This is a genomic window from Propionivibrio limicola, assembly GCF_009469695.1.
Lineage (GTDB): Bacteria > Pseudomonadota > Gammaproteobacteria > Burkholderiales > Rhodocyclaceae > Propionivibrio > Propionivibrio limicola.
Window position 1 is genome coordinate 1 of record NZ_SSSR01000016.1, and the last position, 11,646, is coordinate 11,646.

The following is an 11,646-nucleotide window of genomic DNA, read 5'->3' on the forward strand; positions in this document are numbered from 1 at the left end:
CGTTCGTGATCACCGGCGCCTCAAAAACCGCCGATCTTCTCAGTTCGGTGTATCAACTTTCAATCGCTGGCCTGTGTCAATTTACAACCGCTGGTGACACTCGTGCGGATGTCCAGGGCACCAACGCGTTCGCTGCCGGCATGCAGGAGGTACTGCGACTCGGGCAGGCTGTTGGCAGGCACTTTCAGCTTGGCTTCGATGACCCGCCGCCCCCAGGAGTCGGGCGCGGCGTCCCGAATACCACCAAAAAAAGGCAACTGGGCGGCGGGCAGCAGTCGCTTGCCGCGTATGGCTTCCCGGTCGCCCAGGCCCAAGCTCACCGGGTCGACCTCAAGCGCATCTGCGCGCTTGAGGTAGTTCAGACCGTAGGCAAAGCTTGACGCCAACAGCCGCTCACCTTCTTCGGCAAGCGTGAGTTGGCCGCAAGGCGCCCAATCCGTGCCGAGGCAGGCGAAGGCCATCAGCTTGGTTTCTTTTGCAGCCACGGGGTCAGAAGTCCAGTTCTTCGAGCTCAGCGGAGGTTAAATCGCGTACGCGCTTGGACTGTTCGCGCATTTTCAAAGCAATAAGCGCTGGGTCCGATTCTGACAGGAGGTCGAGTAGCGTGCTGCCAGGGGCGATTGCCTCCAGGTAGCGCAGCACTTGACCAATCGCCAGGCCAGGGTCGCCCCGCTCAAGCCGATATACGGTATTGCGCGACAATCCTGCACGCAGCGCGGCATCGGTTTGCTTGATTTTTCGGGCCAGCCGCAAGCGGGCCAAGCGCTGCCCAAGTTGGCTGCATTCTTCGAGCAACGGAGGAGCTAGAACGGCGGCTTGATTGATTTTCATGTGCGTTAAATCGAGGGCAACGTACTTAAGGGGGGAATTCCCGACCAATTTAGCACAGAGAAAAGGGTCAAGCCCTATCTGTTCGTTATTTCGCGCATTAAGTGATTGTAGGCGCGATTTGACGAACACACTTTGCGCCTACTATCCGAAATATCCACTCGATAGCGAATGGTGGTGAGGCATTTATTCATGCGACTCAACATGACCGACTACTAGCTGAGTTGCAGATTATCCCGATGAATCATCTCCGGTTCGTCCTGATAACCGAGGATGTTTTCGATTTCCTGACTCGGGTGCCGGGCGATGCGCCGGGCGTCGCTGCTCGCGTAGTTGATGAGGCCACGCGCCACTTCAAGGCCATCCGGCGCCAGACAGGCCACCGCCGCGCCGCGCTCGAAGTCGCCGAGCACTTCGACGACGCCGATTGGCAACAGGCTCTTGCCGTCGCTCAATGCACGGACAGCGCCTGCATCGAGGAGAAGCTTTCCATTGAGCTGCAAGTGGTCGGCCAGCCATTGCTTGCGTGCGCAAAGCTGCCGCGTTTCGGCGACAAGCAGCGTGCCGACCGATTCGCCGCGTGACAGGCGCGGCATGACGTCCGGCTCGCGGCCGCTGGCGATGACCGTATGCGTACCGCTGTTGGCAGCCCGCTTGGCGGCGATGACCTTGGTAATCATGCCGCCCTTGCCGTATTGCGTGCCTGCGCCACCGGCCATCGCTTCGAGCGCCGGATCGCCGGCTTTCGCCTCGGCAATCAGCTTCGCCGCCGGATCCTTGCGCGGGTCGGCGGTATAGAGACCGGTCTGGTCGGTAAGAATGACCAGGCAGTCGGCGTCGATCAAGTTGGCGACCAGCGCACCGAGCGTATCGTTGTCGCCGAACTTGATTTCGTCAGTAACCACCGTGTCGTTCTCGTTGATGATCGGGACGACGCCGAGCGAGAGCAGCGTCGTCAGCGTCGACCTGGCGTTCAGATAACGCGTGCGGTCGGCCAAATCTTCGTGCGTGAGCAGGATTTGCGCGGTGTGCAGCCCGTGTTTCGAGAACGCTGTTTCGTAGACCTGCACGAGCCCCATCTGACCGACGGCGGCGCACGCCTGCAACTCATGCACAGCCTTCGGGCGCCTCTCCCAGCCAAGCCGCTGCATGCCGCAGGCAATCGCCCCCGAGGAGACGAGCAACACCTCCTTGCCCGCCTGCCGCAGCACGGCGATCTGACGCGCCCACTCGTGGATGGCGTCGAGATCGATGCCGGAGCCGTTGTTGGTAATCAGCGCGGAGCCGATCTTGATCACGAGCCGTTGTGCGTCGGCGATACGGGTAATGGCCATGGCTATTCTTTGGCAGCGTCGCTATCGTTTCAGGAATGCTCTTCGGAATCTTCCGAGTCTTCGGGGAAGTAGGCGTCGACAGACGCATTGGGCGACGCTTCGTTTTGTCGCTCGATTGCCGCCACTTGGTCGATCGCTTCCTGCAACCGGTATAGCAGCGGTCGGCAGCCGTCGCCGCTGATGGCGCTGATCCGGAAGCATGGCGTTTCGGCATCGACGCCATAGGCGGCGAGGAACTCTGCAACCCGCTGGTCGCGCTCGTCTTCAGGAATCAGATCGAGTTTGTTGAGCACCAGCCAGCGCGGCTTGGCCGCCAATTCCGGGCTGTATTTCTCTAGCTCCTGGACAATCGCCTTGGCGTCACGCACCGGGTCGGCTTCGGGATCGGGCGGCGCCAGATCGACGATATGCAGCAGCACACGGGTACGCGCCAGATGTTTGAGAAAGCGGATGCCAAGCCCGGCCCCTTCGGCCGCGCCTTCGATCAGACCCGGAACGTCGGCAATGACGAAACTCTTGTTTTCGCTGACGCGCACGACGCCGAGATTCGGGTGCATCGTGGTAAACGGGTAATCGGCCACTTTCGGCCGCGCCGCCGAGACGGCACGAATGAACGTGCTCTTGCCGGCATTGGGCAGGCCAAGCAGGCCGACGTCGGCAAGCACGCGCAATTCGAGGCGCAGGTCGCGCTCCTCGCCCGGATCGCCTTTGGTGCATTGGCGCGGCGCGCGATTGGTGCTGGACTTGAAGTGGATATTGCCCATGCCTCCACGCCCGCCTTGGGCAATCAGAATCTTTTGTTCGTCCTTGGCCAGATCGGCGACGACCTGATGCGTATTGACATCGGTAATGACGGTTCCGACCGGCACGCGCAACACGATGTCCTTGCCCCCCTTGCCGTAGCAACCGCTCGAAGCGCCGTTTTCGCCGCGCTGGGCGAGAAATTTGCGGGTGTAGCGGTATTCGACCAGCGTATTGATGTTGCGGTCGGCCACGACATACACGCTGCCGCCGCGCCCGCCATCGCCCCCGTCCGGCCCGCCTTCCGGCTCGTATTTTTCACGCCGGAAGGAAGCCACGCCGTTGCCACCTGCACCGGCAGCGACATAGATTTTGGCTTCGTCGATAAATTTCATGTCACGGACTTTCCTGATTACGGGTCGATTTAGCGAAGGATGCGGCAAGCACAAATGAAAAAGCCCTACCGCAAGGATAGGGCTTTTCTGCCGCTGATGCGGTTATCCCGAATACGCTCAGGCGGCGGGAACGATGCTGACCGTGCGGCGGCGCTTTTCGCCCTTGATCGCAAACTGAACGCGACCTTCGACGAGCGCGAACAGGGTGTGATCCTTGCCGATGCCAACACCTTCGCCGGCGTGGAATTCGGTACCGCGCTGACGCACGATGATGTTGCCAGCGAGAACTACTTCACCGCCGTAGCGCTTCACGCCAAGACGTTTCGATTCTGAGTCGCGGCCGTTGCGGGAACTACCGCCTGCTTTTTTGTGTGCCATGAGTCTATTTCCTTTCCGTTAGGCCGAAATACCGTCGATACGGATTTCAGTGTAATTCTGACGGTGACCCTGATGCTTCTGGTAATGCTTACGACGACGCATCTTGAAGATCTTGACCTTGTCGTGACGGCCTTGCGAAAGCACAGTGGCCTTGACCGAAGCGCCGGCAACGAGCGGAGCGCCGATTTTCACGGACTCGCCTTCGCCGACCATGAGAACCTGGTCAAGGGTAACTTCTGCGCCAACTTCTGCCGGTATCTGTTCTATTTTAAGTTTTTCGCCAGCGGCAACGCGATATTGCTTGCCACCGGTTTTTATGACCGCGTACATGTTGGACTCCAAAAAAACCAATAAAAAGGGTAAAACACGGAACCGCGGATTATACGGAATTTTCCCGCCAAGTCAAAGACTTCGGCACCTAACGCCAATAGGTGCGCGACCGCCCGGCGACAAACCAACGGCGATCGCTCGCTCGATGCCTTTCCCCGATATTCGACTTGACGCCCAAGGCAAGCCCCACCTAAGATTCAAAAGTTTTTTTGCCAAAAAAAGAATGCGGTGAACGCGGTGAAACTGGAGCAACTTTACAAGCTGATCGAGTCGGACATGCAGGCCGTCAACGGCGTTATTCGCCAACGCCTCCACTCCGACGTGGTTCTCGTGCGACAGGTCGCCGAATACATCATCAGCGCGGGCGGCAAGCGCCTACGGCCGGCTTTGGTTCTCCTCGCCGCCGGCGCGCTCGACTATCGCGGCACGCACCACCACGATCTGGCCGCCGTTGTCGAATTCATCCATACCGCCACGCTGCTGCACGACGACGTCGTGGACGAATCCTCGCTGCGCCGGGGACGCGAAACCGCCAACGCACTGTTCGGCAATGCGGCAAGCGTGCTGGTCGGCGACTTTTTGTATTCGCGCGCCTTCCAGATGATGGTCGAGATCGGCGACATGCGCATCATGCAGATCCTCTCCGACGCGACAAACATCATCGCCGAAGGCGAAGTGCTGCAGCTCATGAACTGCCATGACGCCGACGTCGACGAAGTCCGCTACCTCCAGGTAATCCGCTACAAGACGGCCAAACTGTTCGAAGCCGCCGCCCGCCTCGGCGCGATTCTCGGCCAGGCGACGCCGGACATGGAGCAGCGCATGGCCGATTACGGCACACATCTCGGCACGGCTTTCCAGCTTATTGACGACGTTCTCGACTATTCGGGGGCGGAAGCCGAAACGGGGAAACACCTTGGCGACGACCTGGCCGAAGGCAAACCCACCCTGCCGCTGATTTACGTCATGCAGCACGGATCGGCCGAACAGGCCGCCTGCGTGCGCCACGCCATCGAGAATGGCGGACGCGACGAGTTCGCCGCCGTCCTGGCCGCAATTCGCGCCACCGACGCGCTGGAACACACGAAAAAGCAGGCCCAGGCTGAAGCAAACCGTGCAATTGCGGCAATTGAGCCATTACCCGCTTCCATTTACAAAAATTCTTTGCTAGACTTAGCGTCCTTCGCAGTTGCACGGTCTTTTTGACACGACAACAGCGCATCGGTCGGGGCGTAGCTCAGCCTGGTAGAGTACTACGTTCGGGACGTAGGAGTCGGAGGTTCGAATCCTCTCGCCCCGACCACAAAATTCAAAAAAAGCCGCTTTCGAGCGGCTTTTTTTACGTCGCGACGTTTCTACGTCAAGGCTTAACCGACGCTTTTTTTCCGGCGCCAATCTTCGGCTCGGTCCCCGCCATCAAGCGCTGCAGATTCGCCCAGTGGCGACCAATCAATGCCATGGCCAGGATGCCGACCACCGGCACCATCACGCTGGCGCCCCAGAACACAAACGCCAGCAAGGGTGCTGCCGCGGCGGCAAGGAGCGCCGCCAGCGACGAATAACGTAGCGTAAAGGTGACGAACAACCATATCCCGAGAACGGAAAGCCCAAGCAGCGGATCAAGCGCGAGCAGCACGCCGGCAGCGGTCGCCACGCCCTTGCCGCCCTTGAACTTGAGGAACACGGGATACAGATGCCCGAAGAAAACAGCCAGCGCCACCGCCCCGACGAACACCTGGCCAAAACCGTATTCCGGGCCGAACGACTGCGCCAGAAAAACGGCGAGCCAGCCCTTGGCCAGATCACCGAGCAGGGTTAGCGCCGCTGCGGCCTTGTTGCCACTGCGCAGCACATTGGTCGCACCGGGGTTCTTCGAACCGTAGCTGCGCGGATCGGCAAGCCCGAAAAGACGGCTGGAGACGACGGCAAACGGGATCGACCCAACAAGATAAGCCGCAACAACGGCCAAAGCGGCAATCAGGAAATTAGGCATGGATAATTCCGGAATTCACGAAAGTCGGCTGATGTAGAATGCGCACTCGCTCGGGCCCAGCCGTTCAACCCGACGCGGAATTCTACACGACGCGACACGCCTCGCCCCACGGACACACCCAGCACCGCCGCATGGACATCATTTTTATCGACGACCTTCGCCTCACCACCCTGATCGGCATTTATCCGCGCGAGAAGGCCGTCCCGCAGACCGTCGAGATCTCCTTGCAGATCGGCACGACGACGGTCAACGCCGGCGCCAGCGACGACATTCGGGACACCATCGACTACGCCGTCGTTGTCGATCGGTTGCGCAACGAACTGGCGAGCCGGCATTTCAACCTTCTGGAGAAGCTCGCCGAGCACATCGCCAACATCTTGCTCGACGACTTTGGCGCCGCCTGGGTGCGCATCTCGATCGCCAAGCTCGGCATGATGCGCGGCGTGCGTCGCGTCGGCGTGACCATCGAGCGCGGCGAACGCGGTCTTACACCCTGAAGGCGCCCGCCACCCAGGCGCTTTACCCTTTCAGCGCCGCCTCAACCACCGTCGGCACCAACACTTGCAGCAGGTCGTGCGGATGGATGCCGACCAGAAAACCGCGTCGACCGCCATTGATGTAGATCAACGGCAAATCAAGAATGGTTTTCTCGACGTAGATCGGCATCTTCTTTTTCGTGCCGAACGGGCTGGTGCCACCGACCAGAAAACCGGTATGCCGGTTCGCCACTTCCGGCTTGCACGGCTCGATCTTCTTGCAGCCGATCTGCCGCGCCAGCTCTTTCGTAGACACTTTGCAGTCTCCGTGCATCAGGACGATGAGCGGTTTCGCCGCCTCATCCTCCATGACCAGCGTTTTGATCACGGCGTGCTCATCGACATTCAGCTCGCGTGACGACACTTTGGTTCCGCCGTGCTCTTCATAGTCGTACAGGTGGCTCGAATGCGCGATTCCGTGTTGGCGCAGAAATTTTGTCGCCGGCGTTTCCGGCGCATGAGGTGCTTTCATCGTTTCTTTCTCCCGATCCGCCACGCCGTGCGACACGTCAGGCACGCGGGTGATGCTGACCGTGCAGTGTCTTGAGGCGTTCGCGGGCAATATGCGTATAAATCTGGGTGGTCGAAATGTCAGCGTGCCCGAGCAGCAACTGCACGACCCGCAGATCGGCGCCGTGGTTGAGCAGGTGCGTGGCAAAGGCATGCCGCAGGACGTGGGGCGAAAGGCGGGCCGGATCGATCCCCGCCTGCACGGCATAGCGCTTAACGAGCTGCCAGAACGCCTGCCGCGTCATTGCCCCGCCGCGCGCGGTGACAAACAGGTCATCGCACGCCCGGCCGGAGAGCAACAGGCCGCGCGCCTCATCAAGATAGCGCCGCACGCGATCAATCGCTTGCTCGCCAAGCGGAACGAGACGCTCCTTGCCACCCTTGCCGAACACCCGTACGACGCCCATGTCGAAACTGACTTCGTGCATTTTCAGCCCGACGAGTTCCGACACACGCAAACCGGTGGCATAGAGCATTTCGAGCATCGCGGCATCGCGCAGGCCCAACAGCGTGTCGCTGGGCGGCGCGGCAAGCAAGGCATCGACCTGGCTTTCGGAAAGCACTTTGGGCAAACGCGACGGCCTGGCCGGCATGGCAATTTTCAGGGTCGGGTCGAGCGTGATCCGGCTTCGCGCCAGCAAGTACTGGTAAAACCGGCGCAGCGTTGAAATGTAACGCGCCTGAGAAGTGGCCCGCCGGGTCTGCGAGAGGTGTGCGACGAACTGCATCAGCTCCGGCTCGCCCGCGGCAACGAGCCCGGCCTCCCTGCTCTGCGCACCGAGCCATTGCGCCAGGTGCTGGAGGTCGCTGCGATAACTGGCCAACGATGCTTTCGCCAACCCGTCCTCCAGCCAAAGCGTGTCGCAGAAGATATCGATCTCGGCACGATCGGCGGCGCAGATTTCAGCGGCGCTCATGGGCGAGCAACCAGCGCTTCACGTCGAGCAGAAAACCACCGCGCTGGCGGACAAACCCTCCCAGGCCGCCGCCACTGGCGACGACGCGATGACAGGGCACGACAACAGGAAATGGATTGGCGCCGCAGGCTTGGCCCACGGCGCGCGGCGAACTGCCAAGCGCCTTGGCCAACTCGCCGTAAGTCTTCGTCTGCCCGCAAGGAATTGCCGCGATCTGCGCCCGCACCCGGCGCTGAAAATCAGTCCCGATCAACGCCAGCGGCAGCGAAAAATGAAAGGCAGGATCGGCAAGATAAGCGAGCAGCTGACGGCCGGCTTCAGCCGCCAGTGCATTTTCGGGCGCCTGTTCGGAGCATGGCGCCAGAAATTCAAGCGCAAGAATTTCGCGCTCGTTACAACGCACGCCGAGGCAAAAACCGGGCGCGCCAACGACGGCCTGAAATCCTGCCTCGGCCCGCATCATCATGGCGGCCTAACCGCGCACCTGCCCGGTGCCGAGCACGATCCATTTCTGGCTGGTCAACCCCTCCAGACCGACCGGCCCACGGGCATGAATCTTGTCGGTCGAGATGCCGATTTCCGCGCCAAGCCCATATTCGAAGCCATCGGCGAACCGTGTCGACGCATTGACCATGACCGAGGCCGAATCGACCTCGCGCAGAAAGCGCAACGCCTTGGTGTAGTTCTCGGTGACGATCGTTTCCGTATGGTGCGAACTGTAATGGTTGATGTGCTCGATCGCTTCGTCGATGCCCGCAACGACCTTGACCGAGATGACCGGCGCCAGAAACTCGGTCGCATAGTCCTCGTCGGTCGCCGCTTTGGCCTCCTTGACCAGCGCCCGCGTCTCCGGACAGCCGCGCATCTCCACCCCCTTGGCCGTCAGCATGGCCGCCACTGCCGGCAGCAACTCCGCCGCCCGGGAGCGGGCGACGAGCAGCGATTCGGTCGTGTTGCACGTGCCATAACGCTGCGTCTTGGCGTTCTCGACGATGGTCACGGCCATGTCCGCCTTCGCCTCGTCATCGAGATAGACGTGACAGTTGCCGTCGAGGTGCTGGATCATCGGCACGCGAGCCTCGGCGAGCAGGCGGGAAATCAACCCCTTGCCACCGCGCGGCACGATCACGTCGACGAATTCGCGCATCGTGATCAGATGCCCGACCGCGGCACGGTCGGTCGTATCGACTACCTGCACCACTTCAGGCGGCAAGCCGGCCGCCGCCAGCCCTTCCTGCACCAGCGCGGCAATCGCCCGGTTGCAGTTGATCGCTTCCGAACCGCCGCGCAGGATCGCCGCATTGCCCGACTTCAGGCACAGCGCCGCCGCGTCGGCCGTCACGTTCGGCCGCGCCTCGTAGATGATGCCGATGACGCCCAGAGGCACGCGCATCTTGCCGACCTGGATGCCGCTCGGCCGGAACTTGAGATCGGAAACCTCCCCCACCGGATCGGGCAAGGCGGCAATTTGCTCGACGCCTTCGGCCATCGCGGCGACACTTTTCTCCGTCAACGTCAGCCGGTCGAGCATCGCCGCTTCCAGCCCCGCCGCACGGGCGGCATCCAGATCGGTCCGATTCGCCTCGAGAAGTGCGGTAGAATTGCGCCGGATCGCCGCCGCAATGGTACGCAACGCTTCGTTTTTGGTTTTGCTGTCTGCGCGGGCAATGACGCGAGACGCGGCGCGGGCCTGACGACCGACTTTCTGCATGTACTGCTGGATATCCATGATTACCCTTGTTCTTTCGTGATCAAGTTTCGATTATAGCCACCGATCAAAGCACTCAAATGGAACCATTGGCAAAAAGCTCACTCTCATTGTCATCAAATTTGCCTCCTTCACTGATCATGAGCAAGAAACTGATTCTTCCCGCTGAACTTAAGGTCTGCGCGACATGCAGCTATTGGGACGGCGAACGCCAGGTCGATCCGGAAGTGCGCGTAGTGGTCGTCAACGAGGACTGCCAAGGCGAGTGCCTGGTGCAATGCAAGTGCCGCCAGGGGCTCACCGACGAGTTTGAATGGCACGAGGATTGTCTGTGGGAGCATCTGGCCCCCGACGCAGACACACCCGCTGCTGAAGACGACAAACCAAAACAATCTCCCCAGTAACGCGCCGGCACCGCACGCAAAACCTGCCTCAACGCGAAGCCGCAAGACGCAAGCCGAGACGAAGAAACTCGTCCCAGACATCCCCTTCTCCCACGCCCTTGATGAGGCAATCGATGCGCGCGGCGTGCGCCAGCGCGGCGTCGGCCTGACTTTTGCCGATGCGCTGCAGCGCCCGCTTGACGAGTGTTTGGCGCGGCCCCCAAACCCGTGCCTCCTTGAGCAGGCCGTCGAGTGGCCGACGCGCCTCAAGCCCTGATTTGATTTGCGCCAGCGCGCGAATTTCCTCGGTCATCGCCCACAGCACCAACGGCGGCGCCTCGCCCTCCTGCTGCAAGCCATCGAGCGTCCGCACCAGCCGCCCGGCATCGCCAGCCAGCAGCGCTTCGCGCAGGCCATCCAGATCGAAGCGCGCCACATTGAGCACGGCCTCCTGCACTTGCGCGAGTGAGAGCCTCCCTTCCGGGAAGAGAAGGCCCAGTTTCTGAATCTCCTGATGGGCGGCCAGCAGGTTGCCCTCGACGCGCTCGGCGATGAAACGCAGGGCGTCGGCCTCAGCGCTCTGCCGCTGGCGCCGGAGGCGACCGGCAATCCAGTCCGGCAACTCGGACAGATTGGGCGGGATGAGCTTGATGAGCACGCCGGCCTCATTCAGGGCCTTCAACCAGGCGGCTTTCTCTTCTGCCCAGTCGAGACCGGGCAGCGTAACGAGCAACAACGCATCCGGCGACGGTCGCGCGCAATAGTCCTGAATTGCTGCACTACCATCGCGCCCCGGCTTGCCGGTCGGAATGCGCAGATCGACCAGCTTGCGCCCGCCGAACAGCGACATGTTGCCGGTCGCAAGGTGCAGATCACTCCAGTTGAAGCCGGCAATCGCCGTCAGCACCTCGCGCTCGCCGAAGCCCTGGCGCCGCGCCGCACTCCGAATGGCATCGGCCGCCTCGATCACCAGCAACGGTTCGTCGCCATAAACGACGTAAACCGGTTTCAGCTCTCGCTCGAGGTGCGCCGAAAGCTGCTCGCCGCGCAACTGCATGCAATCACTCCAACTCGGACGGCGGCACGGGCTTCGCCGTCGAAATACGGCGCAACAACTGCTGCACGAGGTCGGTCTCCATGTCGCGCCAGAGAAGATCCTCTTCCTGCGTTTTGGCCAGTACCGTCGAATCGGCATAGGTCATGTCGCGGAACAACTCGACCGCCCCCGGCGGCACCAGATCGCGCCCTTTGTTATCGACGATCCGATAACCATAGCGATAGCGCAGCCGCTTCTCGCGCACGTTCCCGGAACTGGACAGCGAAAGAATAACCGTCTCGCGGATCTCACCCTCCGGGTAGAAAACCGCTTGCGCCTCCTTGGCGCTGTCGGTGAGCACGCCCCCCGACGCGCGGATGTAGCGCTTTAGCCCGGCGCCGATCACCGACGCCTCGCCGGTCGCGACATAGAAGCTCTCATAGGGGAGCGTGTACGCCCCCCGCAACTGGAAGCCGCAGCCGGCAATGGCCGCCGAAACGAGCACGAACAGCCAGACCTTGAGCCGACGAACCATTGCAGACGGACGGACACTCATG

Annotated in this window: 16 protein-coding genes and 1 tRNA gene; 4 read left to right on the plus strand and 13 right to left on the minus strand. The window is 61.4% G+C overall.

Annotation, left to right across the window (positions count from 1 at the left end; translation table 11 throughout):
* Window positions 1–59: 59 nt before the first annotated feature.
* The 6 genes from GH659_RS10965 to rplU form a co-directional block, all read right to left on the minus strand.
* Complete coding sequence (locus tag GH659_RS10965; protein ID WP_211364208.1) at window positions 60–485, minus strand: HipA N-terminal domain-containing protein; 426 nt, start codon at window positions 483–485, stop codon at window positions 60–62.
* 4 nt (window positions 486–489) lie between these two features.
* Window positions 490–831, minus strand: a complete 342-nt coding sequence (locus tag GH659_RS10970; protein ID WP_153111451.1) for a helix-turn-helix domain-containing protein — start codon at window positions 829–831, stop codon at window positions 490–492.
* 212 nt (window positions 832–1,043) lie between these two features.
* Window positions 1,044–2,162: a glutamate 5-kinase gene (gene proB, locus GH659_RS10975; protein ID WP_153111452.1), complete on the minus strand. Its 1,119-nt coding sequence runs from the start codon at window positions 2,160–2,162 to the stop codon at window positions 1,044–1,046.
* A gap of 29 nt (window positions 2,163–2,191) precedes the next feature.
* Entirely contained in the window at window positions 2,192–3,298 is a 1,107-nt protein-coding gene (gene cgtA, locus GH659_RS10980) for an Obg family GTPase CgtA (RefSeq protein ID WP_153111453.1), read from the minus strand.
* A 117-nt stretch (window positions 3,299–3,415) separates the two neighbouring features.
* A complete protein-coding gene (gene rpmA / locus GH659_RS10985) occupies window positions 3,416–3,676 on the minus strand; it encodes a 50S ribosomal protein L27 (protein WP_153111454.1) in 261 nt (86 codons plus the stop codon).
* Window positions 3,677–3,694: 18 nt separating this feature from the next.
* A complete protein-coding gene (gene rplU / locus GH659_RS10990; protein ID WP_153111455.1) occupies window positions 3,695–4,006 on the minus strand; it encodes a 50S ribosomal protein L21 in 312 nt (103 codons plus the stop codon).
* Window positions 4,007–4,243: 237 nt separating this feature from the next.
* On the opposite strand from rplU, the gene ispB reads away from it, so the two are divergent.
* Together ispB and GH659_RS11000 are read left to right on the plus strand one after the other, a co-directional pair.
* On the plus strand, window positions 4,244–5,212 hold the full coding sequence (gene ispB / locus GH659_RS10995; protein ID WP_153111456.1) for an octaprenyl diphosphate synthase: 969 nt from the start codon (window positions 4,244–4,246) through the stop codon (window positions 5,210–5,212).
* A gap of 20 nt (window positions 5,213–5,232) precedes the next feature.
* Window positions 5,233–5,309: transfer RNA gene (locus GH659_RS11000), tRNA-Pro, on the plus strand.
* 57 nt (window positions 5,310–5,366) lie between these two features.
* Here the strand turns inward: GH659_RS11000 and plsY are convergent.
* A complete protein-coding gene (gene plsY / locus GH659_RS11005; protein WP_153111457.1) occupies window positions 5,367–5,999 on the minus strand; it encodes a glycerol-3-phosphate 1-O-acyltransferase PlsY in 633 nt (210 codons plus the stop codon).
* Window positions 6,000–6,130: 131 nt separating this feature from the next.
* Between plsY and GH659_RS11010 the strand changes: the two genes are divergently transcribed.
* Window positions 6,131–6,496 carry a dihydroneopterin aldolase gene (locus tag GH659_RS11010; protein WP_153111458.1) on the plus strand — a complete coding sequence of 122 codons (366 nt, stop codon included), beginning with the start codon at window positions 6,131–6,133 and terminating at the stop codon, window positions 6,494–6,496.
* Between the two features lie 22 nt (window positions 6,497–6,518).
* On the opposite strand, the gene ybaK is transcribed toward GH659_RS11010, so the two are convergent.
* The 4 genes from ybaK to GH659_RS11030 are packed head-to-tail and all read right to left on the minus strand — an operon-like array spanning window position 6,519 to window position 9,691.
* Window positions 6,519–7,007: a Cys-tRNA(Pro) deacylase gene (gene ybaK / locus GH659_RS11015; protein ID WP_153111459.1), complete on the minus strand. Its 489-nt coding sequence runs from the start codon at window positions 7,005–7,007 to the stop codon at window positions 6,519–6,521.
* Between the two features lie 37 nt (window positions 7,008–7,044).
* Window positions 7,045–7,962 carry a site-specific tyrosine recombinase XerD gene (gene xerD / locus GH659_RS11020; RefSeq protein ID WP_153111460.1) on the minus strand — a complete coding sequence of 306 codons (918 nt, stop codon included), beginning with the start codon at window positions 7,960–7,962 and terminating at the stop codon, window positions 7,045–7,047.
* Window positions 7,949–8,428, minus strand: a complete 480-nt coding sequence (locus tag GH659_RS11025; protein WP_211364209.1) for a methylated-DNA--[protein]-cysteine S-methyltransferase — start codon at window positions 8,426–8,428, stop codon at window positions 7,949–7,951. The genes xerD and GH659_RS11025 overlap by 14 nt, the downstream gene beginning before the upstream one ends.
* Window positions 8,429–8,434: 6 nt before the next feature.
* A complete protein-coding gene (locus tag GH659_RS11030; protein WP_153111461.1) occupies window positions 8,435–9,691 on the minus strand; it encodes a glutamate-5-semialdehyde dehydrogenase in 1,257 nt (418 codons plus the stop codon).
* A 119-nt stretch (window positions 9,692–9,810) separates the two neighbouring features.
* Here GH659_RS11030 and GH659_RS11035 point away from each other — a divergent pair, with 119 nt between their 5' ends.
* On the plus strand, window positions 9,811–10,074 hold the full coding sequence (locus GH659_RS11035; protein ID WP_153111462.1) for a hypothetical protein: 264 nt from the start codon (window positions 9,811–9,813) through the stop codon (window positions 10,072–10,074).
* Window positions 10,075–10,102: 28 nt separating this feature from the next.
* Here GH659_RS11035 and holA read toward each other — a convergent pair whose 3' ends face one another.
* On the minus strand, window positions 10,103–11,110 hold the full coding sequence (holA, locus tag GH659_RS11040) for a DNA polymerase III subunit delta (RefSeq protein ID WP_153111463.1): 1,008 nt from the start codon (window positions 11,108–11,110) through the stop codon (window positions 10,103–10,105).
* Between the two features lie 4 nt (window positions 11,111–11,114).
* A complete protein-coding gene (locus tag GH659_RS11045; protein WP_246167816.1) occupies window positions 11,115–11,645 on the minus strand; it encodes an LPS-assembly lipoprotein LptE in 531 nt (176 codons plus the stop codon).
* Window position 11,646 lies beyond the last annotated feature (1 nt).

Coding starts and splice junctions, on each gene's coding strand:
- ybaK (WP_153111459.1), bottom strand. CDS start 7,007: ATGAAAGCACCTCATGCGCCGGAAACGCCGGCGACAAAATTTCTGCGC.
- plsY (WP_153111457.1), bottom strand. CDS start 5,999: ATGCCTAATTTCCTGATTGCCGCTTTGGCCGTTGTTGCGGCTTATCTT.
- GH659_RS11035 (WP_153111462.1), top strand. CDS start 9,811: ATGAGCAAGAAACTGATTCTTCCCGCTGAACTTAAGGTCTGCGCGACA.
- proB (WP_153111452.1), bottom strand. CDS start 2,162: ATGGCCATTACCCGTATCGCCGACGCACAACGGCTCGTGATCAAGATC.
- rplU (WP_153111455.1), bottom strand. CDS start 4,006: ATGTACGCGGTCATAAAAACCGGTGGCAAGCAATATCGCGTTGCCGCT.
- GH659_RS11045 (WP_246167816.1), bottom strand. CDS start 11,645: ATGAGTGTCCGTCCGTCTGCAATGGTTCGTCGGCTCAAGGTCTGGCTG.
- GH659_RS11030 (WP_153111461.1), bottom strand. CDS start 9,691: ATGGATATCCAGCAGTACATGCAGAAAGTCGGTCGTCAGGCCCGCGCC.
- GH659_RS11025 (WP_211364209.1), bottom strand. CDS start 8,428: ATGATGATGCGGGCCGAGGCAGGATTTCAGGCCGTCGTTGGCGCGCCC.
- holA (WP_153111463.1), bottom strand. CDS start 11,110: ATGCAGTTGCGCGGCGAGCAGCTTTCGGCGCACCTCGAGCGAGAGCTG.
- GH659_RS11010 (WP_153111458.1), top strand. CDS start 6,131: ATGGACATCATTTTTATCGACGACCTTCGCCTCACCACCCTGATCGGC.
- cgtA (WP_153111453.1), bottom strand. CDS start 3,298: ATGAAATTTATCGACGAAGCCAAAATCTATGTCGCTGCCGGTGCAGGT.
- GH659_RS10970 (WP_153111451.1), bottom strand. CDS start 831: ATGAAAATCAATCAAGCCGCCGTTCTAGCTCCTCCGTTGCTCGAAGAA.
- xerD (WP_153111460.1), bottom strand. CDS start 7,962: ATGAGCGCCGCTGAAATCTGCGCCGCCGATCGTGCCGAGATCGATATC.
- rpmA (WP_153111454.1), bottom strand. CDS start 3,676: ATGGCACACAAAAAAGCAGGCGGTAGTTCCCGCAACGGCCGCGACTCA.